27 protein-coding genes are annotated in these 25,338 nt (G+C 30.9%); 7 read left to right on the forward strand and 20 right to left on the reverse strand.

Annotation, left to right across the window (positions count from 1 at the left end):
- The coding region (locus tag ACIQ06_RS11260; protein ID WP_396146369.1) for an elongation factor G at positions 1-1,414 on the forward strand (1,414 nt) is incomplete at its 5' end.
- A 103-nt stretch (positions 1,415-1,517) separates the two neighbouring features.
- Here ACIQ06_RS11260 and ACIQ06_RS11265 read toward each other — a convergent pair.
- The 4 genes from ACIQ06_RS11265 to pyrE are packed head-to-tail and all read right to left on the reverse strand — an operon-like array spanning position 1,518 to position 3,406.
- Positions 1,518-2,006, reverse strand: a complete 489-nt coding sequence (locus ACIQ06_RS11265) for a hypothetical protein (RefSeq protein WP_396146371.1) — start codon at positions 2,004-2,006, stop codon at positions 1,518-1,520.
- Positions 2,007-2,028: 22 nt separating this feature from the next.
- Positions 2,029-2,421 (reverse strand): SRPBCC family protein, encoded by a 393-nt coding sequence (locus tag ACIQ06_RS11270; protein ID WP_396146373.1) that lies wholly within the window; start codon positions 2,419-2,421, stop codon positions 2,029-2,031.
- 9 nt (positions 2,422-2,430) lie between these two features.
- Entirely contained in the window at positions 2,431-2,754 is a 324-nt protein-coding gene (locus ACIQ06_RS11275; protein WP_396146375.1) for a hypothetical protein, read from the reverse strand.
- A 10-nt stretch (positions 2,755-2,764) separates the two neighbouring features.
- Positions 2,765-3,406, reverse strand: a complete 642-nt coding sequence (gene pyrE / locus ACIQ06_RS11280; RefSeq protein WP_345091279.1) for an orotate phosphoribosyltransferase — start codon at positions 3,404-3,406, stop codon at positions 2,765-2,767.
- A 7-nt stretch (positions 3,407-3,413) separates the two neighbouring features.
- On the opposite strand from pyrE, the gene ACIQ06_RS11285 reads away from it, so the two are divergent.
- Positions 3,414-4,025 (forward strand): NUDIX hydrolase, encoded by a 612-nt coding sequence (locus ACIQ06_RS11285; RefSeq protein WP_396146378.1) that lies wholly within the window; start codon positions 3,414-3,416, stop codon positions 4,023-4,025.
- Entirely contained in the window at positions 4,003-4,464 is a 462-nt protein-coding gene (locus ACIQ06_RS11290; RefSeq protein ID WP_396146380.1) for a GNAT family N-acetyltransferase, read from the forward strand. The genes ACIQ06_RS11285 and ACIQ06_RS11290 overlap by 23 nt, the downstream gene beginning before the upstream one ends.
- A 24-nt stretch (positions 4,465-4,488) precedes the next feature.
- On the opposite strand, the gene ACIQ06_RS11295 is transcribed toward ACIQ06_RS11290, so the two are convergent.
- Both ACIQ06_RS11295 and ACIQ06_RS11300 read right to left on the reverse strand, forming a co-directional pair.
- Positions 4,489-5,505 (reverse strand): STM3941 family protein, encoded by a 1,017-nt coding sequence (locus ACIQ06_RS11295; protein ID WP_396146382.1) that lies wholly within the window; start codon positions 5,503-5,505, stop codon positions 4,489-4,491.
- 36 nt (positions 5,506-5,541) lie between these two features.
- Positions 5,542-7,272 (reverse strand): hypothetical protein, encoded by a 1,731-nt coding sequence (locus ACIQ06_RS11300; protein WP_396146384.1) that lies wholly within the window; start codon positions 7,270-7,272, stop codon positions 5,542-5,544.
- Between the two features lie 100 nt (positions 7,273-7,372).
- Here ACIQ06_RS11300 and ACIQ06_RS11305 point away from each other — a divergent pair, with 100 nt between their 5' ends.
- Complete coding sequence (locus ACIQ06_RS11305) at positions 7,373-8,716, forward strand: DEAD/DEAH box helicase (RefSeq protein ID WP_396146386.1); 1,344 nt, start codon at positions 7,373-7,375, stop codon at positions 8,714-8,716.
- 11 nt (positions 8,717-8,727) lie between these two features.
- Here the strand turns inward: ACIQ06_RS11305 and ACIQ06_RS11310 are convergent, their stop codons facing one another.
- The 7 genes from ACIQ06_RS11310 to ACIQ06_RS11340 all read right to left on the reverse strand — a co-directional run bounded on the left by ACIQ06_RS11310 (position 8,728) and on the right by ACIQ06_RS11340 (position 14,936).
- On the reverse strand, positions 8,728-9,267 hold the full coding sequence (locus tag ACIQ06_RS11310; protein ID WP_396146388.1) for a hypothetical protein: 540 nt from the start codon (positions 9,265-9,267) through the stop codon (positions 8,728-8,730).
- A 176-nt stretch (positions 9,268-9,443) separates the two neighbouring features.
- On the reverse strand, positions 9,444-10,307 hold the full coding sequence (locus tag ACIQ06_RS11315) for a hypothetical protein (RefSeq protein WP_396146390.1): 864 nt from the start codon (positions 10,305-10,307) through the stop codon (positions 9,444-9,446).
- 1 nt (position 10,308) lies between these two features.
- Positions 10,309-11,691, reverse strand: coding sequence for a DUF3696 domain-containing protein (locus tag ACIQ06_RS11320; protein WP_396146392.1), 1,383 nt, complete (start codon positions 11,689-11,691; stop codon positions 10,309-10,311).
- A gap of 159 nt (positions 11,692-11,850) precedes the next feature.
- Positions 11,851-12,498, reverse strand: coding sequence for a hypothetical protein (locus tag ACIQ06_RS11325; protein WP_396146394.1), 648 nt, complete (start codon positions 12,496-12,498; stop codon positions 11,851-11,853).
- Positions 12,499-12,725: 227 nt separating this feature from the next.
- The gene (gene coaD / locus ACIQ06_RS11330; protein WP_298141470.1) at positions 12,726-13,178 is read right to left on the reverse strand and encodes a pantetheine-phosphate adenylyltransferase; all 453 of its coding nucleotides are present in this window, start codon (positions 13,176-13,178) and stop codon (positions 12,726-12,728) included.
- Positions 13,179-13,241: 63 nt separating this feature from the next.
- Positions 13,242-13,853 carry a zinc-ribbon domain-containing protein gene (locus tag ACIQ06_RS11335; RefSeq protein WP_396146396.1) on the reverse strand — a complete coding sequence of 204 codons (612 nt, stop codon included), beginning with the start codon at positions 13,851-13,853 and terminating at the stop codon, positions 13,242-13,244.
- Between the two features lie 96 nt (positions 13,854-13,949).
- Positions 13,950-14,936 carry a D-alanine--D-alanine ligase gene (locus ACIQ06_RS11340; RefSeq protein WP_396146398.1) on the reverse strand — a complete coding sequence of 329 codons (987 nt, stop codon included), beginning with the start codon at positions 14,934-14,936 and terminating at the stop codon, positions 13,950-13,952.
- Between the two features lie 83 nt (positions 14,937-15,019).
- Here ACIQ06_RS11340 and ACIQ06_RS11345 point away from each other — a divergent pair, with 83 nt between their 5' ends.
- Both ACIQ06_RS11345 and ACIQ06_RS11350 read left to right on the forward strand, forming a co-directional pair.
- Positions 15,020-15,643 carry a PASTA domain-containing protein gene (locus ACIQ06_RS11345; RefSeq protein WP_396146400.1) on the forward strand — a complete coding sequence of 208 codons (624 nt, stop codon included), beginning with the start codon at positions 15,020-15,022 and terminating at the stop codon, positions 15,641-15,643.
- Positions 15,633-16,673, forward strand: coding sequence for an RluA family pseudouridine synthase (locus ACIQ06_RS11350; protein ID WP_396146402.1), 1,041 nt, complete (start codon positions 15,633-15,635; stop codon positions 16,671-16,673). Before ACIQ06_RS11345 ends, ACIQ06_RS11350 begins: the two co-directional genes overlap by 11 nt.
- A 53-nt stretch (positions 16,674-16,726) precedes the next feature.
- Here the strand turns inward: ACIQ06_RS11350 and ACIQ06_RS11355 are convergent, their stop codons facing one another.
- The 4 genes from ACIQ06_RS11355 to ACIQ06_RS11370 all read right to left on the reverse strand — a co-directional run bounded on the left by ACIQ06_RS11355 (position 16,727) and on the right by ACIQ06_RS11370 (position 22,513).
- Positions 16,727-17,857 (reverse strand): endonuclease, encoded by a 1,131-nt coding sequence (locus tag ACIQ06_RS11355; RefSeq protein ID WP_396146404.1) that lies wholly within the window; start codon positions 17,855-17,857, stop codon positions 16,727-16,729.
- 8 nt (positions 17,858-17,865) lie between these two features.
- Complete coding sequence (locus tag ACIQ06_RS11360; RefSeq protein ID WP_396146406.1) at positions 17,866-19,080, reverse strand: RsmB/NOP family class I SAM-dependent RNA methyltransferase; 1,215 nt, start codon at positions 19,078-19,080, stop codon at positions 17,866-17,868.
- A 109-nt stretch (positions 19,081-19,189) separates the two neighbouring features.
- Entirely contained in the window at positions 19,190-21,166 is a 1,977-nt protein-coding gene (locus ACIQ06_RS11365) for a KUP/HAK/KT family potassium transporter (protein WP_396146408.1), read from the reverse strand.
- A gap of 102 nt (positions 21,167-21,268) precedes the next feature.
- Entirely contained in the window at positions 21,269-22,513 is a 1,245-nt protein-coding gene (locus ACIQ06_RS11370) for a hypothetical protein (RefSeq protein WP_396146410.1), read from the reverse strand.
- Positions 22,514-22,641: 128 nt separating this feature from the next.
- Between ACIQ06_RS11370 and ACIQ06_RS11375 the strand changes: the two genes are divergently transcribed.
- Positions 22,642-23,697, forward strand: a complete 1,056-nt coding sequence (locus ACIQ06_RS11375) for a WD40/YVTN/BNR-like repeat-containing protein (protein ID WP_396146412.1) — start codon at positions 22,642-22,644, stop codon at positions 23,695-23,697.
- Between the two features lie 89 nt (positions 23,698-23,786).
- Here the strand turns inward: ACIQ06_RS11375 and ACIQ06_RS11380 are convergent, their stop codons facing one another.
- Genes ACIQ06_RS11380 through ACIQ06_RS11390 form a run of 3 tightly spaced genes read right to left on the reverse strand, consistent with a single transcriptional unit; the run spans position 23,787 to position 25,244 of the window.
- Entirely contained in the window at positions 23,787-24,245 is a 459-nt protein-coding gene (locus tag ACIQ06_RS11380; RefSeq protein ID WP_396146414.1) for a sensor of ECF-type sigma factor, read from the reverse strand.
- A 12-nt stretch (positions 24,246-24,257) separates the two neighbouring features.
- Positions 24,258-24,671 (reverse strand): hypothetical protein, encoded by a 414-nt coding sequence (locus tag ACIQ06_RS11385; RefSeq protein ID WP_396146416.1) that lies wholly within the window; start codon positions 24,669-24,671, stop codon positions 24,258-24,260.
- A 30-nt stretch (positions 24,672-24,701) separates the two neighbouring features.
- Positions 24,702-25,244 carry an RNA polymerase sigma factor gene (locus tag ACIQ06_RS11390; protein ID WP_298308502.1) on the reverse strand — a complete coding sequence of 181 codons (543 nt, stop codon included), beginning with the start codon at positions 25,242-25,244 and terminating at the stop codon, positions 24,702-24,704.
- Between the last annotated feature and the right edge of the window lie 94 nt (positions 25,245-25,338).

Below are 25,338 nucleotides of genomic sequence, written 5' to 3' on the forward strand. Positions count from 1 at the left end.
ATTAGGATTGCATCATTCGTTGATAAAACATGAGATTTTTCCAATTTTCTGTGTTTCTGCCAAAAAGAATATGGGAAGCGGAAGAATTATGGGATTTATTGATAATGTTTGTCCATCAGCTTACGAAATGCCTAAACAAAAAACAGTTGACGGTAAAGAAATTACTTGCGATGAAAACGAATCTACCTCAATTTTTGTTTATAAAACCTTATCAGAACCTCATGTTGGTGATTTAAGTTTCTTTAAAGTACTTTCAGGTAAAATTAAAGTTGGTGATGAATTAACCAATGAAAATACTGACCAAATAGAGAGAATCAATCAGCTTTATGAAGTAGAAGGAAGTAAAAGAACGCCTGTTCAAGAATTGGTTGCTGGAGATATTGGTGCTACTTTAAAATTAAAAAATACGCATACCAATAATACGCTTCACGAAAAAGGAAAACACATTGAGATTTTTCCAATTCAGTTTCCAAATCCAACGCTAACTATTGCTGTTGAAGGCACTAAAAAAGGTGAAGAAGAAAAATTATCAATGGCGTTACATCAATTAGTGGAAGAAGATCCAACTATAAAAGTTGAAGTTTCTCCAGAATTAAAACAAACCTTATTGCATTGTCATGGTGAGTTGCATTTGGCAATCATCAAATGGAAATTGGAAAATGCCTACAAACTATCGGTTGATTTTAAAACTCCAAAAATACCTTACAGAGAAACCATTCGTAAAAGTGCGGATACGGTTTACAGACACAAAAAACAATCTGGTGGAAACGGACAATTTGCTGAAGTTTCTATGAAAATTGAACCTTGGTACGAAGGAATTGACGAGCCAACAGGTTACAATATTCGTGGAAAAGAAGAACACGATTTACCTTGGGGTGGAAAATTAGTATATTATAATTGTGTCGTTGGTGGTGCTATTGATACTCGTTTTCATCCATCCATTATGAAAGGAATTATGGATAAAATGCACGAAGGTCCGCTTACAGGTTCTTATGTTCGTGATGTGCGAGTTATTGTTTATGATGGAAAAATGCACACTGTTGATAGCAATGATTTATCATTCAAATTGGCAGGAATGATGGCATTTAAAGAAAATTTTCATAATGCAGATCCACAATTATTAGAACCATTTTATTATGTTGAGATTCATGCTCCTGAAGAAGTTACAGGTTCTATAATGAGTACTATTCAATCACACAGAGCTGTTGTAGAAGGAATGGATGCAGAAGGACAATTCTCAATTATAAAAGCACAAATTCCTTATGCAGAAATGCATGAATTTAGTAACGATTTGCGTTCATTGACTCAAGGAAGAGCAAGATTTAATATGAAATTTGATCATTATGAAGCTGTGCCATTTGATTTACAAAGAACATTGATTTCAGAATTTAGTAATCAAGAAGAATTAGTTTAGTTTTAAAATAGATTCTTTAAAATGAAAAACCTCGTACCGAATTAGATACGAGGTTTTTCTATTTTATTATGAAATTATAATTCATGTATTGTAAAAATTAACATCAATCAATTTTTTTTAACAATCTGTAGTAAATAACATTTCCTTTTCCATCGTCTAAGGACATTATTAAGTTACCTTTTTTTAGAAATTCATTTACATCAATTGCAAATAAATTTACTCCCCAAATTTCTTTATAATCTTTAGTTTCTTTGTTATCAATACTCAAAAATTGCCCATTTAAAGTATAGTTTGGAGTTTTTTCAGATGGTAGAACTTTAAAAATTTCATTTAATTCTTTTGATGTATAATCATAATCTTTATCAGACATCATAGAATATACTTTTCCATTTTCGTAAAAGGCAAACCATTGGTATTTTTGTGGCCAAGGATTTACTTGATTTATACTTTCTTCGTTGGGAATTTCAACTTTCTTCCAAAAACCTATCAATTCTGTCAATTTTGGAGGTCCACCAGCTTGAGAATTATTTTCTTGTGCAAAGATGATTGTAATTGAAAATAGTAATAATGAAACTAATAATGTTTTTTTCATTTATATAAAGTATAAAATTCAATTACAACTTGTGCATATTCTCAGCCAAAGTCTCAATGAATTTTGAAATCGGACCTTTAATCATCATCGCCATCATTGGGTTGAAATCACCTTCAAAATCTAATTTTACCTCACTAGAATTATCAGAAACAGTATCAATACTTGCCACTAATGTAAAAGGAAGTTTGTCACTTGCCGCAGCAAGATTCACTTTAGAATGTGGAACACCTTCTTTCAAACGTAATTTGATTTCTGGCATACCTTTCAAACCAAAGTTGAAAATATCATCACCAAGAACTTCAAATTTAGCAATGTTCTCAGGCATTAATTTTTCAAAATTTTTCACATCAGACAATTGAGTGTATAAATACTCAGCCGATTTTTCTACAGTAACTTTTGGACTTTCTAAGTTCATTATATATTTTTATTTAATAGTATCTTTTGATTTTATAGCAGTTCCTTCAACAATATATTCAGTGTAAAATAAATGCATTTTAATTTTAATGGTACCATTTATTAGAATGTCATATCCTTCACCAGCGGACTTTAGAGCATTTTCAATTGCTTCGTCTATAGCTTCTTTTTTACTTTTTAAAAACACTTTAGCACTTCCACTAACTCTTACACCAACTTGATTAGTAATTGTTGTTTCTTTATTACTAAGAGTGGTAAAATTAACTAAACTAGTTGAACAACTTGTAAGTAAAAGTGATAATAAGGCAATTAAAATAGTTTTTTTAAAAATCATTTTTATATTGTTAAACACTCCAAGTCGATGGACTTTTACGCCATTCTTGTAATGTTTTTTGTTCTTCTTCTGTAATGTATTGTTTTTCTACAGCAAGTTCCAAAAGATGTTCGTAATTGCTTAATGTATTCAAATTTACATTTGCATTTTTGAAGTTTTCTTCAGCAACATCAAATCCGTAAGAGAAAATAGCTAACATTCCTTTTACATTGGCACCGGCTTCTTTCAAAGCTTCAACAGCAAGCAAACTACTATTTCCTGTCGAAATCAAATCTTCAACTACAACAACATTCTGACCTTTTTGTAAAAAACCTTCCACTTGATTTTGTCTTCCGTGCTTTTTTGGCTCTGGTCTAACGTACACAAATGGCAGTCCTAATTCTTCTGCAACAAGTATGCCAATGCCAATTGCGCCGGTTGCAACACCTGCAATGACATCTGGTTTACCATAAATTTCTTCAATTTGCTTAGAAAATTCATCGCGAATGTAATTTCTAATCGCTGGAAATGAAAGCGTTAGACGATTGTCGCAATAAATAGGTGAGTTCCAGCCCGAAGCCCACTTAAAAGGATTTGACGGATTCAATTTAATTGCATTTATTTGTAAAAGCAATTCGGCTGTTTTTTCGGCTGTTTCTTTATTAAAAATCATACTGCAAATGTATAAAGTTTTTGTGAACGATAAACCACTTTTTTTAACAAATGAAGTCGCAAAGGAAACCGACTTTCAATTGTTTTTGCTTGAAAGTGTTGACATTGAACAGCTTATTATAAAGATGTTCAACAATAAGATTAATAAAGCTTATTTGTATTATCCTGACGAAAAGGAAATTCTGAAAAAAGTAAAGGAAAAAATCCCTGTAAAAAAAGCTGGTGGCGGTTTGGTTTACAATAAAAATGGTGAAGTTTTATTCATTTTTAGAAACGGAAAATGGGATTTGCCAAAAGGCGGTTGCGATAAAGGTGAAGAAATTGAGGATTGCTCGATAAGAGAAGTGGAAGAAGAAACAGGTGTTCAAGGTTTGAAAATCACTAAAAAACTTCAAAAAACGTATCATGTTTTTAAACGTAATGGTGTTTACCGACTAAAGATTACTAGTTGGTTTGAAATGAGAACCGACTTTGAAGACAAACTGACACCTCAAAAAGAAGAAGGAATAAAAAAAGCGGTTTGGTTAAAACCTGAAGATGTTCAAGAGGCTTTGAAAAATTCGTACGAAAATATCAAATTGTTGTTTGAGGAAGAAAATGAAAATAGTATCAAAATCTGATTTATCAATTGAAGAAAAGGAAATCATCTTCCAAATTTGGAATGACGAGTATCCTGAGAAAATTTCGTATAATTCTATTGAAGATTTAGAAACTTATCTGAACAATTTAGTTGATGTAAATCATTATTTTCTTTATAACGATTCCAATGAAATTCATGGTTGGGCGATAACATTTATAAGAGAAAACGAAAAATGGTTTGCCATCATCATCAATTCTAAAATTAAAAATCAAGGTTTCGGAACGCAATTATTAAATCATTTGAAATTTATTGAAAGTAAGCTATCAGGTTGGGTTATTGATCATAATAACGACCTAAAATCAGACGGAACTTCTTATGTTTCACCATTGCATTTTTACCTTAAAAATGGTTTTTCAATTTGTGAAGGAATTCGAATAGAAACCGATAAAATTTCGGCTGTTAAAATTATTTCAAAATAAGTTGTAATTCATTACAACAACACATCAATACCATTCTTTGAACTCTTTGTCAAATTCTTTTTTGTTGTGATTTAAATATTCAAGCTCAAGTAAATATTCTTGTCCATCAATATTGTATTCAATTTTATTTGCAATGTAACTTTGTAGCAAGTTAAAATCTTGTTTCTCGATGATACTCTTAATTTCATTTGGATATTTTCCAAATTTGCTTTTGTGAACTTCAATTTCATTGGTGATTTTTATTCCAATTTTATTTGATGTAGCATCATAAATTTCAAATACAAGCAATAATAGAATCATATTAATAAAACATAAAAACGTCATTATTTTAGACCATTTGTAAAGTAAAGATTTATTATTTGTGCCGCTGTACCATTTTGCAATCAACGCAGAGCATCCCATTATTACTATTATTGTCATGAAAGCAATGAAATTACTCAATGATGCAACTAATAAAATGATTAGTATAAATAAGTATAGAAGATAATTATTAAAGTCAATTGTTGTATTTAATTTTTGATTTGACAAAAATATTCTAATGTGATTGGACCTTTCATTTTTTTCGGAATGAATTAATTTATTTATCAATTCTGAAAGTTTTATTTCATCAACTTTTATTTGGCTTAAATTTAAATTTAATTTCTGTGCACCAATTATTTCATTTAATTTTTCTACCCATTTATATTGTTTGGTTTCACTATCAAAAGCTTCGTTTACTATTATTGAAATGAATTTTTGGTCATAAATATCTAATGGATAAGCTTCAATGATATAGTCCCATTCTATTAGATCTTGTTTTAATGTTTTATCGTAGATTCCATTTTCATTAATAATTATTTGTACTCTTTTATCAAAGAGTGTAAATATTCCAATTGGAATTCCTAAGCCAAAGAACAATGTTGTGAACCAACCCATATAATAATCAAAAGTTCCATTTTGTTCTTTTAAAATCACCCAAATACCAATTATTACAAAAGGCAATGAAAGAGCAATTATTTTAAACCCTTTTCCGCTTGATTTGTATAATTTTATTTCAGCCATTATTTTTTTATGGATGTAGTTAAATGTAAAAAAAGATTACTCCATTATCCTATAAACAGGATATTGCAAATGCGCTTTTTCGTAATAAATAGAATTTTTATGAACCCAATCCAATTGTGCTTCTGGGTTTTCTGCAAAAGCTTTGTCTTCTAGTTTCTTTTGTTCTAATTTCGCTCGCAACTCTGGATTTTTGTTCAAATACTCATTCGCTAAATCTTCAAAAACATAGTCGGAATAACCTTCTTTTTGTTGTAACATCGTGTCAAAAAAGTTCCAATTGAAAAAGCTGTCCATCGCTTCTGGCTCTAAGGTTTCTACTAGAAATTTCACGCCCATTTGGTCGGTTTTGAACAAATAATCACCTTTTCTAAAATTCATTTTTATTTTAGAACTTACAATTTTTGTACTGTTGTGCGGATAATGACCTTCGTAAGCATTTTTCGCAGTTTTATAATCGGCAATTCTATAACTTTCTACTTCAATTATCGTATCGGTTTTTAATCTTCTGAATTCTAATTTGTTTTCTTTCAAACGATCAATTACAGGCCAAAATCCTTGTGGAATGACATAAGCATCCGGAATTTTTACTGTTTGAACCGATTTATAATCTGCCATAAAAGGAATGTATTTTGTAAACGGAAGTTTTCGGTCGTAATACAAACGTTTGCCTGTAGTTACATCACTTTTTTTGTATTTTCCTTCGTAACCAAGAAACGGAATTTTGGAAATTTTAGTCGTATCAATTTCCCATTTGATTGTGTAATCACTTTTCGGTTGAAATTGATTTTGATTTTCTAATCGTTTGGCTTTTATGGTTTTATAATTTTTATCAGCAAAATTAATTGTAGAAACCATAAACTCATAAGTTGCTTTCACACGACTTGCGTAATTTTTCAACATGTGCGTTTCTACCACAAAACCAATCGTATTGAACAACGAAGTATAACCTGTAGCATACCTCGGACTTTCAAAAAACTGCTGAAAACCTTCGTCTGGTGTGCCGTGCCAAACGTTTACATAAGGTGTGGTTTCTATCTTTTTCTGTTGTAAATCTTTTATAATCGATGGCGTTAATTCGTTTTTCATGTAATCGCCTAAAGCAGTTCCTAATTTTTTAGGTTCGGTCATGATGTACGTCAACGTATATTGATAATCTGCGCCATTGCTCACGTGATTGTCTATAAAAATGTCGGGATTAAATTCTTGGAATATTTTATAAAAACTATGCGTGTTTTTGGTGTCTGATTTGATGAAATCTCTGTTCAAATCAAAGTTTCTGGCATTACCACGAAAACCATATTCCTCTGGACCATCTTGATTGACACGTGTTGTCGAATTTCTATTCAAACAACCTCCAATATTATAAACCGGAATCGCAACCACAATCACATTCTTTGGCACTTTGATTTTTCCTAAAGCCAAATCGCGGTACAATTGCATGGTCGCATCAATTCCGTCTGGTTCGCCGGCGTGAATTCCGTTATTGATTAATAGGATGCTTTTTTCGGAAGAAGAGTAATTCAAATCAAATACTTTATCAGGATTGAAAATCACTACTTGCAAGCGTTCGCCACTATCGGTTTCACCCATATTTAGAACTTGAATGCTTTCAAAATCCAAATCCAATTGCTCATAATAACGAAGTATTTCTTCATAATCAGCACTTTGATTGCCATTTCCTTTTTCAAAATAAGTAGTGTATTTTGTATCATTTTGAGCCAAAAGAACTGTCGTAAATAGGAGGAAAGCAATTTTTATAAAACGCATGGGTGTAATTTTTTTTAGATTTTCAAAAGTAATTAACTTTTTCCAACTAGTATTTCGTAATTCATAATTATTAATTCATAATTGGCTTTATCTTTGCCAAATGAATAAAAATCCACATTCCAATAATGTTCTTCTTAATTTAGGTATTGAGGAACTCAACGAAATGCAAGTTGCAGCTCAAGAAACCATCTTGAACGATGCCAATGTTTTACTACTTTCACCAACAGGTTCTGGAAAAACGTTAGCTTTTTTATTACCCATTTTTCAAATGTTGGACGATACTTGTAAAGATGTTCAATGTTTAATTTTAGTTCCATCGCGTGAATTGGGTTTGCAAATCGAACAAGTTTGGAAAAAAATGAGCACCGATTACAAAGTAAATGTTTGTTATGGTGGACATTCTATTGAAACGGAAATTAAGAATTTATCAAATCCACCGGCGATTTTAATTGGAACACCTGGTCGAATTGCTGATCATTTGGACAGAGGAACTTTTGCTGTAGATGCCATTCAGACGTTGGTTTTGGATGAATTTGATAAGTCGTTGCAATTGGGATTTCATGAGCAAATGAGTTTTATCATTTCAAGATTGAACAAGTTGAACAAACGCGTTTTGGTTTCGGCGACTTCCGATATTGAAATTCCGAAATATACACGCGTTTTGAATCCGACGGTTTTGGATTTTATTCCAACGGAAGATTCGAGTAGCAATTTGAGTTTGAAAATGGTCGTTTCTAAAGAAAAAGACAAAATCAATTCGTTATTCAATTTGCTTTGTTCTTTAAAATCGGAAGCTGCGATTATCTTTTGCAACCATCGTGATGCAGCCGAACGTATAAGCGACACGTTAAACGAAAAAGGAATTTATTCAACCTATTATCACGGCGGAATGGATCAAGACGAACGCGAACGCGCCTTAATTCAGTTTAGAAACGGAAGTGTGAGTTATTTAATCACAACCGATTTAGCGGCTCGTGGATTAGACATTCCCGAAATGAAGCACGTTATTCATTATCATTTGCCTTTAAAAGAAGACGAATTTACTCATAGAAATGGTCGTACAGCTAGAATGTTAGCTTCAGGAACGGCTTACATTATTGCGCACGAAAGTGAGAAAAAAATGGACTATTTAGATTATAAAATGCCTGTTTTAAATGTAGAAAATGCAACCACTTTACCAAAACCACCCGAATTTCAAACGATTTATGTAAGTGGCGGAAAGAAAAACAAATTGAATAAAATTGACATTGTAGGTTTCTTTTCTCAAAAAGGAAAACTAGAAAAAGGTGATTTGGGTTTGATTGAAGTAAAAGATTTCATTTCGTTTGCTGCCGTAAAATCGAATAAAGTAAAAGAGTTTCTTTCTAACATTCGTGATGAAAAAATGAAAGGAAAGAAGTTTAAAATTGAGGTTGCAAGGAAGGTTGTTAAGAAAGAGGAGTAGGTGTTTAACTTCTAATAAGTTTCAGAATTTGCTTTTATATATTTCACTAATTCATTTAACATTGATTTATATGTTTCATCTGAAACATTTTTGGTTCCTGCACTTATACCAATGTAATTTGTTTTTGATTTTCCAGTAACTGTGAATATTTCTTTTGTGTCTGGTTTGTACAAACTCATTTTAACAATATTATCTTTTTCCTCAGAAATGAATAGACAAAGAAATTTTTTGTATTTTGTATAAGCATTGATTAGACCATCTTTTCCATAAAAATCTCCAACTTCTTTTTTAAATTCTGATTTTTTAATTTCTTTTTCGAATTCTTCAAATGTTTGGAACTTATCAAAATATTTTATGGTTTCAAAATATTGTCTGAATTGAATTCCAGCCGGAATTAGAATTAAACCTTTAAATTCATCAAGATTTATAGAATCATTTTTGGTTACAATTGCTATTTCATTTGTTTTGAATAGATTATCATTTTCATTCTGTGCAAAACTTAAAGTTGTCGTTAAGATAAATATGTAAATAAATTTTAAATTAAGTTTCATTTTTATTATACTAAGGTGTTTATATAACTTTTAACAACGTTTTGCGATTTCAAGAAGTGGCGATGGATCAAGACTAAGTCTTTACAAATATAACCAAAACTTTATTTAACCAGCGTACTTTCCTGATTAGCTCTGACCTCGCCATTGACGCTAGCAGATGTTAGCTGCAGCTATGTTTAAGTTAATCGAACAAAATATCCGTGCTTTTTATTCCATTCTTGCATACAAATTTTTCTGTCAATTTCTACATCAATTTTCCAACTATGATCGGTAATGATAGTATTATCAAATGATTGATCAAAAGTCAAAATAAAATGATTATACAGGACTTTGCGCTCATGAAGTTTTGTTAAGTCATCAGTAGATTTCAAAATTACGTTTCTACCTAGATTTAATTTTAAATCATTTTCTATTCTAATATATTCTGTTGTTCTTTGATGTTTACTCGCGGAAGGGATTAAATTGAAATAGTGAATTGATTTATTTTTTAAAAAAGTAAAATAATTACTCTCTGCATATCTATTGTAAATTAAAATTCTACTTAAATTTTTTGGCATACTGAAAACTCTTTTTATAAGGTTTTGAATTTCTGCATTTGAGTTAAAATCATAATGATGAAAAGATAGAATATTTGATTTTAATAATTCAAAAAGTAAATATTCCTTGCTTTTAGTTTGTTTATTTCTTGTGTAGTATTTATAATGATTAATGTTTGGATTTTCATTAATATTTATTGCGAATAAGCAATCAATTTTGTCAACATTGTCAATGTAAAGCTTTTCGTAAAAATTTTCATATGTATCTTGAATTTCATTATCAATTAAATCATTTGCAATTCTATCGTTATCAAATAGTTCTAAAGTTAATGCCTGGATCAAATCAAAATTATCTAGATTCATTTCTAATAAATCTAGATAATTTGAAGTAATTAGAATGTCAATATTTTCATTAAAAAAAATGCTATTTATATCACTAAATGCTCTATCTCGTGAATTTGAAACATATTTTTCAAAAATATCTAAAGAGGGTAAAACGGTCATTTTAAAGAAGAGCTTTTACTAAATTATAACTATTATCATAAAATCCAGTTGGAAAGTTTGGAATCAATTTTCCATTTTTATCTATTTTATGCTCGGTAATTTCAAATTTTGTTTCTGTCCTTTTAAAATAATGAATAGTTATATCTTCAGGCTTTAATTTATAAACTTTATTTTTAACCAATATTTGTAGTTTTCTTACAATATGCTCACTATGAGTTTCTATAAAGTATCTATTTTTATTTCCAATGCTTAATAATGTGTCGATAAATTTAGATTGTAATGAAGGATGTAAGTGAACTTCCGGTTGTTCAATTAATAATGTTTCAACATTATTGGTAAATTTTTCAGATAAGATAGCTTGAAAAAGAATTGGAAGTTGTAAGGAGACCCCATAGCCAACATCTGTAATATTTGCCCAAAATCCTTTAGTTTTAACATTTAATGCCAAAACAGACAACTCTTTGTTTTTTGTAATATTAACTTCTTCAGCTATACCTGACTTTTTAATCACTTCATTTAGTGACGCTATTTTTTTATTAAACTCTTTTTGTGATAAACTTGGATCTCCGAGTATATTGATTAACTTTTCAATATCAATTAACTTATAGTTTGATTTTTTATCTTCTTGAAAGTATAGTCTTTTAGGTGAGTTCCCTATTGGATTAGCAAAGCGTATTCCATCAATATATTCCATACAATAGTTTTGAAATATCAATAGAAAAATTATTTTATAATAAATTTCATATTGGTTAGTAATATTTAATGAGAATATTTTTTTTCTAATTTCACTATCAAATAATGTAAAGAATCCTTCTTTGTAGGTAAGACAATTTGGGATTTCAACCTCAAAATTATCAAATTTGACAACAATGGATGATGATAACTCTCTTTGCGTATCATACATATCAATTTTTTTACTATGTATAATTATTTTCCCAAAAACATCGTTGCTAATTGTAGTACTAATACTCTTATGATTATTTAGTAGAGAACTTAATGTGAATTTAATAGAAGTCTCAGCTTCAGATACTTCATTTAAAAGATCAGTGATTGTTTTGTTTTCTATTTTATCATTTTCTTTTTCAAATCTATTTATTGAATTTAAAAAGTATTCTAAGTATTTAACTGAATCCGAGAAGCCAAAATTTATTTTTTTTGTCTTTACCTTATCCTTTACAACTTCTTGATAATTACCTAAATCAGTATAGTCTCCCCTAAGTTTCAGATTACTTTCTAATGGAGTATCAATAGTTTGTTTTAAAGCCAAAAGAAATTTTAATAATGAACTTTTTCCACCACTATTCTCCCCAATTAAAATATTAACTCTTGAAAAATTTAATTGTTGATTATCAAAACTTCTAAAATTATTAATGTTTATTTTCATAATATGTATATATAGTTGCTGCTAACGTTCCCGAGCTACAAGCGGTTTGGGACTAAATTAGCGCTATTTTTCGGATTAGCCAAAATTCCCAAATACAAAACCAACTTCAAATTAAGCCTAAAACCCAAATCGCTTGTAGCGTGTGTTGTGTGCAGTACTTTATTCTATAGAATCGTTTTGTTTAATGATATCTCCGTTAATTTCTACAATATTTATATTTGTTTGTTGGATTTGAGTTTGAATCAAATAATAATTTTGTTGAATTCTTGAATAATGATGATTATTTTTTTTCTTTATAGTTTGAAGTTTTTCCGATTGTTTTTGAATTTCTTTTTTTGTTTCTTCGTGTAACTTCCCTTCTGCGGGTTTCTCTGCCAACTCTTTTTCTTTAATTTTTACATCTAATTGTTTAACACGAATATCTAAATACTGTTCATATCTGTCTATTCCGTATGTTCCAACCATACCTGCTAAAATCAATGTTGCAGTCCATTTTGGTAATACAATTTTTAAAACTTCGCCATTCTCTATTGTAAAACTGGGAAAAAATCTATTTTCTAATGTGATTTTTGTAGTAATAGAATTTCCTGTGTTTATTTCTTCTAAACATAGCGGTATATTGTATGGAGGAAAGTTAAGAAAAGGATAGTCTAAATCATCGTAATCTTGATATATACAAGTTGTAACAATCTCTTTGTATATTTCATTTATTGCTTTTATAATTGATGAATACTGTTCAATCGTAATAAAATCATAATCAATATAAATATTAATATTTTCCTCAATAAAATTATTCTCTTTTGCCATTTATGTTATTAATTTTCAGTTGTCGTTTTTTGGGTTGTATTGCACACAACTTGTATATAGGCGCCACAAACAAACATTTACAATTATTTGTAAGCGTTTGTAATTAATCGTAAATATATAAAATAAGTTTCTACAAAAATTACGGTTTTCCACATTCCATAAAAAAAAGCTAAAAATTAGTTCTAACTTTTAGCTTTTTAAATAGTATTTTGTAATCAGCAATCTGTTTAAATTCTCACAGAATCTGGTACTAAAACGGTATAATCGCCACCATTTCGCAATACATCGCGCACAATACTTGAGGAAATGTAAGAGGTTTTGGATGCGGTTAATAAGAACACGGTTTCAATTTTAGACAATCTTCTGTTGGTGTGGGCAATGGCTTTTTCAAATTCAAAATCGGCAGGATTTCTCAATCCACGTAAGATGAATTCGGCTTTTTCTTTTCGGCATAAATCAATCGTCAAACCTTCGTAAGTGATTACTTTTACTTTGGGTTCGTCTTTAAAAGCTTCTTCGATAAAGCGTTTTCGGTCTTCAAGGGAAAACATGTATTTTTTTTCGGCATTGATTCCAATGGCTACAATGACTTCATCAAACAGCGAAATGCCTCTTTTAATAATGTCGTAATGACCATTTGTAATAGGATCAAAAGAACCTGGAAATATTGCTTTTTTCATTTTATACTGAATTTATTTCAGTATCTCTTTTACTGAAATTTATTAAAATATATTTAAGTGAAATTAATCTCGATTTATTGCAAAAATGGTGTCTTTTTTATAAAGATCTTGAATCATTTGTCTTGTGTAGGAACCTCTGAAAATAGAGTAATTTTTTTCAACATCGATATCATTTATACCTGATGATTTGTCGGTTTCATAATCGTTGAAGGTCACATATACACTGTCTTTATCTACTTTATCAACTCTTGCAGTGCTGTAATGACCGTTGTCAATTTTCATTTCATAAACATCACCAGCTTTTGGAGCTTTTAAATATTCTGCTTCTTTTTTCTCGGTTTCACCAGAACTGTAAATTCCTATGGCAACTAAAACAGCAACAACTCCTAATCCTGAAAACATCCAAATTGGAGTTTTGGCACCATCTTTTTCTTTTTCTCTGTCCAATTTTGTTTGAATAGGTTGTGGTAATTCACTGTATTCAAAGGTTCTTTTGCAATTATTACATTCAGCTACAGTTGTTTTTCCAATTGGAAAAAACGGAATCCAATAAACATGAGCATACTTACCGAAAACGGCGTAATTCATTGAAGTATTGGTTTCACAATGTGGACAATCTACATTGATTACTTGTCCGTTTTTGATGTTGCTTGCTTTTGTTCCGTAAAAAATCATAGTTTTGGTTTTGGTTAGTTTTTTTTATTGGTTTTCGGTTATCGGTTATCGGTTATCGGTTGTCGGTTAACTGAGAACTGAGAACTGACAACTGTTCTACTTTTTCCAAATTAGTTTTCTTTGTAAAGCTAAACTAATTTCGTTATCTAGCAAATCACTCATCGGCATATTTGAGTAGGCAGCTTGTTGTGGAAAAATACTTTGTGGCGATAAACCCGGATTGGTATTGATTTCGATAAAATGCGGAACGTCATTCATAATGATAAAATCAGTTCTCGAAAAACCTGACATTCCAAGTGCTTCATAGACTTTTTTAGCCGTTTCTTCGACACTATTTTTAATTTCTTCAGATAAATTCGCTGGCGTAACTTCTTCCGATTTGCCCAAATATTTGGCTTCATAATCGAAGAAATCATTTTCAGATAAAATTTCGGTGATTCCCATAACTTTGGTTTCACCTTTATATTTGATAACACCAACCGAAACTTCTCTTCCTTTTAAATAGGATTCAATCAAAATATCATTGTCTTCTGCGAAAGCAAAGGCTAAAGCTTTATCAAAATCTTCTAGTGAATTTACTTTGGAAACGCCGAGAGAACTTCCGGATTGATTAGGTTTTACAAAGAACGGCAAACCTAATTCTTTTGCCACTTCGTTTCCATCAATAGCATCACCTTTTGATAAATAAATAGAATTGGCTTTTGGGATATTAAATTTTGATAAAACCGAAAGCGTATCACGTTTGTTAAAAGTCAAACTCGATTGGTAAAATCCGCAACCTGTGTACGGAATTTCTAGTAATTCCCAATAGGCTTGCATGTGTCCATCTTCGCCTGGAGTTCCGTGAATTGTATTTGAAACAACGTCAAATTTGATGGTTTGGTTGTCTTTTGTGAATGAAAAATCAGCTTTGTTTATTGGGTATTTTGTTCCGTCAATTAGGCAATACCAATCGTTCAAAAGGATGTGAACTTCAAATACTTGGTATTTTGATTTGTCTAAATTGTTTAAGATTAATTGACCACTTCTTAAAGATATTACAGATTCATCCGAATATCCACCCATAACAACGGCTACGTTCATTTGATTTTATTTTAAATACAATACAAATTTAGCACAATTGTTGAAACTAAAAATTATATCTTTGCGATAAATAAATTTTATTTATGAGTTTACGTAAATATCTTACTAGTCGTGTGTTTTTTGCTCAAGGTCTGGCAGCATTAGCAATAATAGCAGTTTTGGCTTATTTGTTTTTTCATTGGATTACTTTTATTACCAATCATGGTGAGGAAATTACAGTTCCCAATTTGGCAAAATTAAATCCAGAACAAGTTGAAGAAAAATTAGACGAATTAGATTTGGATTACCAAATTATTGATACGGTTGATTATCAACCACAATTTCCTAAACTTACAGTAGTGCAACAAGAACCAACTGCTGGTTCTAAGGTAAAAGGAGGAAGAACCATTTATATAAAATTAAATGCCTCAACTTTCAAAATGGTTGCTGTTCCAGATTTAATAGAAAAGACTTACAGACAAGCTGTTCCAACATTGAAAGCACTTGGATTACAAGTCGGAACTATTAGATATATACCTTACATTGGTAAAGATATGGTTCGTGAAATGTGGATTAATGGCGAGAAAATTGAATCAGGAAAGAAAGTATATAAAGCTACCAAGATAGACTTAGTTCTTGGTGATGGAAAAGTAGTTTTTGATGAAACTGAGATAGATTCAATTATTGAAACTGAAACTCCAATAGATACCATTCCGAATGAGCAATAATAGTGACTTACAAGAACCTGAAGAAGAACTTTTTGAACATTACAGGTTTGACGTTCCTAAAGGTCAAGCATTTCTAAGAATTGACAAGTACTTGATGTTGATGGTTCCGAATGCCACCAGAAACAAGATTCAAAATGCGGCTTCCAATGGTGATATTTATGTAAATGATGTTCCAGTAAAATCTAATTATAAAGTAAAACCACTTGATGTAATTAGAATTTTATTAGCACATCCGCCATTTGAAAATAGGGTAGATCCTGAAGATATTCCTTTAGATATAGTTTATGAAGACGACGCTTTATTAGTGATTAATAAACCGCCAAATTTTGTTGTACATCCAGGTCATGGAAATTACACAGGAACTTTGGTGAATGCCTTGGCTTTTCATTTTGAAAATTTGCCTTTAAACAGTTCAGAACGCCCAGGATTGGTGCATCGAATTGACAAAGACACTTCAGGACTTTTGGTTGTTGCCAAGACTGAAGCTGCTATGACGCATTTGGCAAAGCAATTTGAAGATAAAACTTCAGAAAGAGAATATGTTGCCTTGGTTTGGGGAAATGTAAAAGAAGAGGAAGGAACGGTAACAGGAAATATAGCACGTCACGTTAGAGATAGAATGCAAATGGCTGTCTTTGCTGATCCTGAAATAGGAAAGCATGCGGTTACTCATTATAAGGTTTTAGAGCGATTTGGTTATGTTACTTTAGTTTCATGTAAATTAGAAACTGGTCGTACGCATCAGATTCGTGTGCACATGAAGCACATTGGACATACCTTATTTAATGATGAGCGTTATGGTGGAAATCTTATTTTGAAAGGAACCACTTTTACTAAATACAAACAGTTTATAGACAATTGTTTTAAAACATTACCAAGACAAGCACTTCATGCTAAAACACTTGGTTTCATTCATCCAAAGACTGGTGAGATGATGCGATTTGATACAGAAATACCCAAAGATATGGCAGATTGTATTGAAAAATGGAGAAACTATTCCAAATCAAATGCCTCTGAGGAAGAAGAATAAAAAAAAGACCTTTAGAAATTTCTAAAGGTCTTTTTTTATAGGGTTGAAACTTATTAGTTGATAATAACTTTCTTAGTAACAGATTGATTTCCTGAAGTTAATTTTAGGAAATAAAATCCTTGAGGTAAATTCTCCATTGTGAAAGTATTGCTTTCAAATATTGGATTTTTCACTTCATTTATAATTTGTCCGTTAATATTTATAAGTTCGATAGTTTCAATTGAAACAGCACTTGTAATATTAATTTTTTGTTCGTTTGAAGGATTTGGATAAACAGTTATGTTTGATAATAATTCAAATGAATCTACTGAAAGAGCATCAACTGTTGCGCATTGAGCACTCCAAATAGAACAAACATATGCTGGATTATCGATAAAAGGATTTCTATTACCTTGATAATTATAGATGGCATTATTTTGAGCTATTTCTTTAGGAGAAACAGGATCTTGTTTATGCCATTTAATTAATAACAGAATAAAACTATCGCTAAAAACTTTATTTGTTGAACCATCGAACATATTTTTAGCTTGACAAGTACTTGCATTGGCAGCATTGTAGAAGTCATCCATAAAGTCTTCATAACGTGTAGCAAAATAGAAGTAAGCTCTAGCTATATCACCTTTGAATTCGTCAATTGGTTCAAAAACAGTTCCAGTGTAGTTTGAAAAACCATTTACTGTGTTGGTACCTCTTTTAGAACCATTTGAAGAAACATAAGTTCCAGAGGCTACAATACCAAAAGGTAAATTATTTCTATCACCATTAACTTTTCCATCAGATGGAACTACATGAAATGGGTCATTTTTCATTGGATCTACTTGAAAACCATCAAAGTAAGATTGTGGCACAAGATGTTCTCTGTTATAGCAATCACCTTCTGCACCATAAGAACCACATTGTTGTGAAGTATTTGTATATTCATAAGAATCTATTCCTGTTGGTTTTTCAGAATACATGTCCAAAAGACTTCCATTATTCTCATAGTAGTTATCTCTAAAAGCAGATTGCGTGTACAATCCCCAAATTGAACCATAACCTTGATCTACGTGACCTGTAGTGATTCTTGTTTTCAATTGCGTTTTTAGTGCGTAACCTGTTCCAGTTGCAGAATTATAATATCCTGTTGGAATTTGTGCAAAAACGATAGCGTTTACAAATAATAGTAGGTAAAAGTATTTTTTCATTTTCAATTTTATTGTTTTCTTTCTAATAATGCCATATAAAACCCGTCAAAACCTGATTGTGAGGCAAGTATCTTAGAATCTTTTACAAAGGTAAAGCTTTTTCCGATTTCTGTGCTTAAGAATTTCTTAATTTGTTCTTGATTTTCAGAAGGTAAAACAGAACAGGTTGCATAAACCAATTTTCCACCTGGTTTAACAATCTTAGAATAGTTTTCTAAAACTTCTGCTTGTACTTTTCTGATGTTATCAATAAATTCAGGTTGGAGTTTCCATTTAGCATCAGGATTTCTTTTTAAAACTCCCAAACCACTACATGGTGCGTCAATAAGAACTCTATCAGCTTTTTCGTGAAGTTTTTTGATGACCTTTGTAGTATCAATAATTCTGTATTCTATGTTGAAAGCTCCGTTTCTTTTTGCTCTAAGTTTTAATTGCTTTAGTTTACTTTCATACAAATCCATTGCAATCAATTGTCCTTTGTTTTCCATTAAAGAAGCCATGTGCAACGTTTTTCCACCTGCGCCTGCACAAGTATCAACAACTCTCATGCCTGGTTGGACATCAAGAAAACGAGCTACTAATTGTGATGAAGCGTCTTGAACTTCAAACATTCCTTCTTTGAATGCATCGGTTAGAAAAACATTTGCTCTTTCAGTAAGAACTAAAGCATCTGGTTGATCTTTTAAGAATTCGGTTTCGATATTCAAATCCATCAAAAGTGCACGAAGTTTTTCTTTTGTCGTTTTTAAAGTATTTACTCTCAGAATAACTTTTGCTTGTTGGTTTTGAGCTGCAATTTCTTTGGTCCAAAGTTCTTCTCCAAGTTCTTGTACACCAACTTCATCCATCCAATCTGGAATAGATTCACGCATTTTTCGGATTTTTGATAATTCATCAAATTTTCCTTTTATTTTTCTTTCAGGAGTTCCTTCCAATTGTCTCCAATCTGGAATTGGGTAACCACGTAATACAGCCCAAACTGCGAACATTCTCCATAAATCTTCACGATTGTATGGTTCTTTTACGTCAGCAATTTCAGAATATAATCTCTTCCAACGAACTACTTCGTAGATGGTTTCGGCAACAAATTTTCTGTCGGAGCTTCCCCAACGTTTGTCTTTTTTTAAAGAACGTGCTACAACTTTATCAGCATATTCACCTTCATTGAAAATGGCATTCAATGCATCAATCGTTGTGTAAACTAAATTTCTATGTAATCTCATTATTTTTTAATCAGTCTGCAAAGGTATTGCTTTTTAATAGAAAGAAAAAAGTATTCTTTAAAACCTTGTGTGTTAAAGAATACTTCTTTTTGTTATTGTTATTTAATGTTTAGTTTTCTCGACATTCAATTCTTCTCATTTCTATTTTTTCAGGAGCATGAAGCACTAATGGGAATTGTTCTACTTTTACAGAACTACTATCCAATCCGAAACCTTTTTCTTCAGATAAACTGAATTTTTTAAGGAAGAAATAAGCACTCATAACCGTATTTTCAAAGAAGGTTAAATCACTATCGTTAGATAAGAATTTTTCTGAAAGTACAAATTTGAAGTCACCAATAATATTGTTTTTGTTCAATGATTCATAACGACTTGTGATGTCAACTTCACCACGTTGTACCATATCTTTTAATACTTGTTTGAACATCAAATTGATTTTTGTTGCTTCTCTAAAGCCAAGGTAAAAATCAATTCTGTAAATATCATCTTTTACAAGTTCAATTACTTTATATTCTTTTTTATAAGGTTCGCTTAAAATATTTACGTGAACAAACCAATAAATATCAGCTCTTTTAGGTCTTTTTTGCAAGATTGAGTACATTACTTTTTCTTCAATTTCATCACTTCTCATTGAGTTAGTCATGTAAACTAAATGGGTTGCATATTTAGGAATTGATAAGTCAACACTTAACTCAGCCAATACTTTTTTGTAAGTGTCGATTTTGACAATTTTGGTATAGGTTTTACTAATTTGTTTTGCTAAATACCAAGTTGACATTATCGAAATAAGTATCACAGCAATAATAAGAGTTACAAAACCACCATGTAAAAATTTAGTAACATTAGCATAAAGGAAAGAGAATTCAATGACTAAGTAAAGTGTTATTAAAGGAATGATGTAGTACATTTTTACTCTTTTCATTATCAAATAAAAATTAAGTAAAATTGTAGTCATAATCATGGTTAGAACAATAGCTAAACCATAAGCATGTTCCATATTACTTGACTCTTTGAAATATAAAACAATTCCGATACAGCCAACTAATAGTAACCAGTTGATGGATGGAATATACAATTGTCCTTTTTCTTCTGTAGGATATTTGATTTTAGCTTTTGGCCAAAAGTTTAATCGCATGGCTTCATTTATTAATGTAAACGAACCACTAATTAAGGCTTGTGAAGCAATTACAGCAGCTAATGTTGCAATTACAACACCAATAGGTTGGAACCAAGTTTCCATAATTAAATAGAATGGATTTCCGTTTTTTCCACCAAGTTCTTGCAATGTTTTTCCTTCGTGAGATATTAAATAAGCACCTTGACCAAAATAGTTTAAAAGCAACATTATTTTTACAAAAATCCAACTTACTCGGATGTTTTTTCTTCCACAATGTCCCATATCTGAGTATAAAGCTTCAGCTCCAGTGGTACATAAAAATACAGCACCTAGAACAAAGAAACCTTCAGGATGAGCAGATAATAAATGATAAGCGTAGTATGGGTTGATTGCTTTTAATACATGAAAATTTCCAAATATTTGAATAGTTCCTAAAATACCCAACATGGCAAACCAAACTAACATCATTGGAGCAAAAAACTTTCCTACAAGTTTGGTTCCATATTGTTGGATGATAAATAAAATTATCAAAATTACAATTACGATTGGAATAGTATTCAACTCAGGTTTGAAGATTTTTAAACCCTCAACTGCTGATGATACTGAGATTGGTGGCGTAATGATTCCATCTGCCAAAAGCGTACTTCCTCCAATGATTGCAGGAACGATTAACCACTTTATTTTAGTTTTTTTGACTAAGGCATATAAGGCAAAAATCCCACCTTCACCATGATTATCAGCACTTAGTGTGATGATTACATATTTTAATGTTGTTTGTAAAGTAAGTGTCCAAAAGATACATGAAATTCCACCTAAAACTATGTCACTTGTGATGGCATATTGTCCTAGAATGGCTTTCATTACATAAAGAGGAGATGTTCCAATATCACCAAAAATAATTCCCAATGTTACTAATAAACCAGCTGTAGAAAGTTTGCTATGAATATTTGAATGACCGTGTGAGCTCATAATTTATTTTAAATAAAAGATTGCAAAGTTACTCATTTTAATAAATGGTAATAAAAAAAGCACCGAATATTTTCGATGCTTTATAGTTTATATTTAAATAAGTTATCTTCTTCCAGAATTTCCGCCTCTTCCTCCAGAATCTCCACCTCTTGAAGAACTACCTGAACTTCTTTCGTTTGAGCTACTTCTTACACTTGAACTTCTTGATGGCTCACTAGAACTGCCTCTTGATGTTGATGCACTTCTTACTGGTTCGCTAGTATTTCTAACACCACCATAGTTTGAGTTTTCTCTAACAGGTGCAGTTGTTCTAATAGTTTCAGAAGAATTGTTTCTTACTGTGTTGTTACTATTTCTAACGCCACCTGTGTTTGAATTCTCTCTCACAGGAGCAGTTCTAATAGTTTCAGAAGAATTGTTTCTTACTGTGTTGTCATTACTTCTAACACCACCTAAGTTTGAGTTTTCACTTACAGGAGCAGTTGTTCTAATAGTTTCAGAAGAATTGTTTCTTACTGTATTATTGCTACTTCTTACACCACCTAGGTTTGAATTGTCTCTTGTATTTCCATTAGTTCTTGTGTTGTTGAAAGCAACATCTCTTACAGTTCTAGTTCGGTCTAACTCATATCTATTAGTATATCCAGAGTTTCTGTGACTAAATGAACGATTTGGATATTGTCTTTCGTAAAAATTAGCTCTTCTTCCATAGTAATTGTTGTAAGCAACATGACATCTTCTGAAGTTTACATAATTGTAATTGTGACTAAAGTTTATCCATAAACCAATGTTGTGACGGTATCTGAATATTGGATATGGATTCCAAAATGTGTAATAACTTGGATAATAACCCCAATACCAACTTGAACAATAAGGACGATAATTTGATATCCAAAAGTGATTGTATATTACTGGAACATGAACATAAACTGGCTCATAAATATAATTACTTCCATACATGTAAACATCACCAACTACTTGAACTTGAACACGATTGTTAGTGTCTTTTTCAACTTCTACGGTACAAACATCTTGAAATTGATCACGACCTAAAACAGATTGCACTACAATTAAATGGGTTCTTCCTTCAACAGATTCAATTACTCGCAAATAATCAACTTGATTATCATTGTTTAAATCCAAATTTGAGATTTGTGTTTTAGGATCATTCAATCGGTTTTCAAAATCTTCTAAATCTCTTGAATCTCCAAATATAGAAGCAATGGCTCTAAGGTCTAGATTATCACTGATTTCAGAACTTGTTGCATTTACAGTAGTTCTGTCTTGAGCAAATGAAGTTGCAAAAAGCAAAGTCATCAATGACGAAAGTAATAATTTTGTTTTCATAATATAATGTATTTATGGTTCATAATAGCATTTGTTAGCTTAAACCAATTTTTGTGCCAAGAATAATTATTCACAAATCATTAACACAAAATTTAGTTGTATTTTAGCACTGTAATAAAACTATAAATATGAATAGAATCGCAATTTTACTGCTAGTTTTGGTTTCTTTTATTTCCTGCAAACCAACTCAAGTTTCTGATGAAACATTTTTTAAAAGTGTGAAAATTGATACTATTTTGAAGGATAAAATCAGTATTCGACCTATTACAGTTTCTTCTAATAAAGTTTGGTATGCAGCCGACAAAAATAGAGTAGGCTATGTTAGTTTGATAGACGCTAATAAAATGGAACGCAAAATCAATAAAGATTCGCTTAAATTAGAATTTAGAAGTATTGCTCAAACTTCGGATGCTATATTTGTTTTAAATGTTGGAAATCCAGCTTTGTTATATAAATTTTCTGAAGATTTGAATAAGAAAACTTTAGTTTATGAAGAAAAACATGAAAAAGTATTTTATGATAGTATGCAATTTTGGAATGATAAAGAGGGAATAGCTATCGGTGATCCAATTGAAAATTGTTTTTGTGTAATTATTACTCGTGACGGAGGAAATACGTGGAGTAAAGTTACTTGTGATAAATTACCTAAAATGGACGATGGAGAAGCCGCTTTTGCAGCTAGCAATACCAATATCATAATAAAAGGAAACAATACTTGGTTGGTTTCAGGAGGAAAAAAGACAAGAGTTTTTTATTCTCCTGATAAAGGAATAAGTTGGAAAGTCTATGAAACTCCAATTGTTCAAGGTGAAGCGATGACCGGAATTTTCACTGCCGATTTCTACAACGACAAAATCGGATTTGTAGCAGGTGGAAATTATGAAAAACCAAATCAAAATTTTCAAAATAAAGCACTAACAATTGATGGTGGAAAAACATGGAAATTAGTCGGAGAGAACACTGGATTTGGTTATGCATCGTGTGTACAGTTTGTTCCCAATAGTAATGGTAAAGAATTGGTAGCAGTTGGCTCAAATGGTTTGTTTTATTCTCACGATAGTGGAAATACTTGGACTCAATTTAGCAAAGATGCTGCATTTTACACCATAAGATTCATAAATGAAACCACAGCAATAGCCGCTGGAAAAGATAAAATTGTCAAAATAGTATTTAGTGTTCAGTAATCAGTTTGCAGCATAAAAAAAGGCGATTTTTAAGTAAAAATCGCCTTTTTAATTTCAATATTTTAATTTTGAACACTGAACACTGAACACTATCTTCTAACTTTCTTATCACGATATTGTTGAAGTAATTTTTTGCTAAACTCTTCTTCTGCTTTTTTCAATTTTAAAATCTTTGTTGCTGGTAGTACACCTTTCAAATTAGTGATGAATTTCTTTTTTAATTGGTGCAATTCTTCTTCAGTGCTTTCCATTTGATTCAATAGCGTGGTAGCATCTTTTTCAGATAATTTATCAACTGAATTATCTGCTCTGTCCATGTAAACTTTTAGTTTTTGCTTTCTGATTTCGTGTTGTTTGTCCTCAAAAGCATTGTAAAGAGGCCAAAATTTAGCCGATTCCTCTGGAGTTAAATCCAATTCATTAGTTATAAAAGCTACTTTTAAGGATTTTACTTGTTCCTTTTTCTCTTTTAGTCGACTACCTGGTTGAGCAAAAGTTGAAATAGAAAGTAGTAATAGTAGTAAAGTAATTAATTTATATTTTTTCATTTTAGTTTTGTTTTAGTTTGTAATGTAATCTTCGATTTGTGAATTGTTAAGAAGCACTTCCTCTAGGGCTTCATTTTCTATTTTATTGTCTATTTTAATGTTTTCTATATCTTCTGTATCCAATAAGTTTACAATGTCATCATCAGACAAAGAAGAGTGTTGCGTTAAATAGGTTTCAATTTCATTGGAAGCCATTTCATCGCTATTATTTTGTAATTGATTCGCTATTGGAATACTTAATGCCAAAACAATTATTGCTGCTGCAGCGTAAAATATTCTACTATATTTTGCATAAAACGAAATTACTTTTGGTTCTTCAGAAGGCAACTGATGTAGCACTTTTTCTGAAAAAGTTTCAAAGTAATCCTCTGGAATCTTGAATCCGGAGGTTACTTTTTCGTTTGTATCTAATTTAAAATTATTCATATTTATAAGACAAGTATTGTTTAAAAAGGTTTAATTTGAGTTCATATATTCTTCAATTTTTTTCACTGCATGATGGTAAGAAGCTTTTAATGCTCCAACCGAAGTGCCTAAAATTTCCGACATGTTTTCATATTTAATTTCTTCAAAGTACTTCATTTTGAAAACTAATTGTTGTTTTTCGGGCAAGAGTAAAATAGCCTTCTGAAGTTTTATTTGAATATCGTTTCCATCAAAATAAGAATCGGATTGCAAATTTTCTACAATTTTAGTTTGCATGGCTTCACTTGTAGTTCCGTTGCGTTTGGCTTTGTTATTGATAAAAGTTATGGCTTCATTAGTTGCAATTCTATACATCCACGAAAAAAGTTTGCTGTCTCCTTTAAAATTTTTAAGATGTTGAAATACTTTGACAAAGGTGTTTTGTAAAACATCATCGGTATCATCGTGATTGAGAACAATATTTCTGATGTGATTATACAATGGTTTCTGATAATCGCGCAAGAGTTTTTGAAACGCGACATTCTGCGTTTTAGGATTTAACAATTCTTGTATGAAATCTTTTTCTTCTTGCAATTCAGAAAATTTATCTTTTGTTCAGCTAATATACCAATTAGAATAAAGATAATTGAAAAGGTTTAATCGAAACTTTTAAAATCTTTTTTTAAGA

It is taken from the genome of Flavobacterium sp. (assembly GCF_044341265.1).
Lineage (GTDB): Bacteria > Bacteroidota > Bacteroidia > Flavobacteriales > Flavobacteriaceae > Flavobacterium.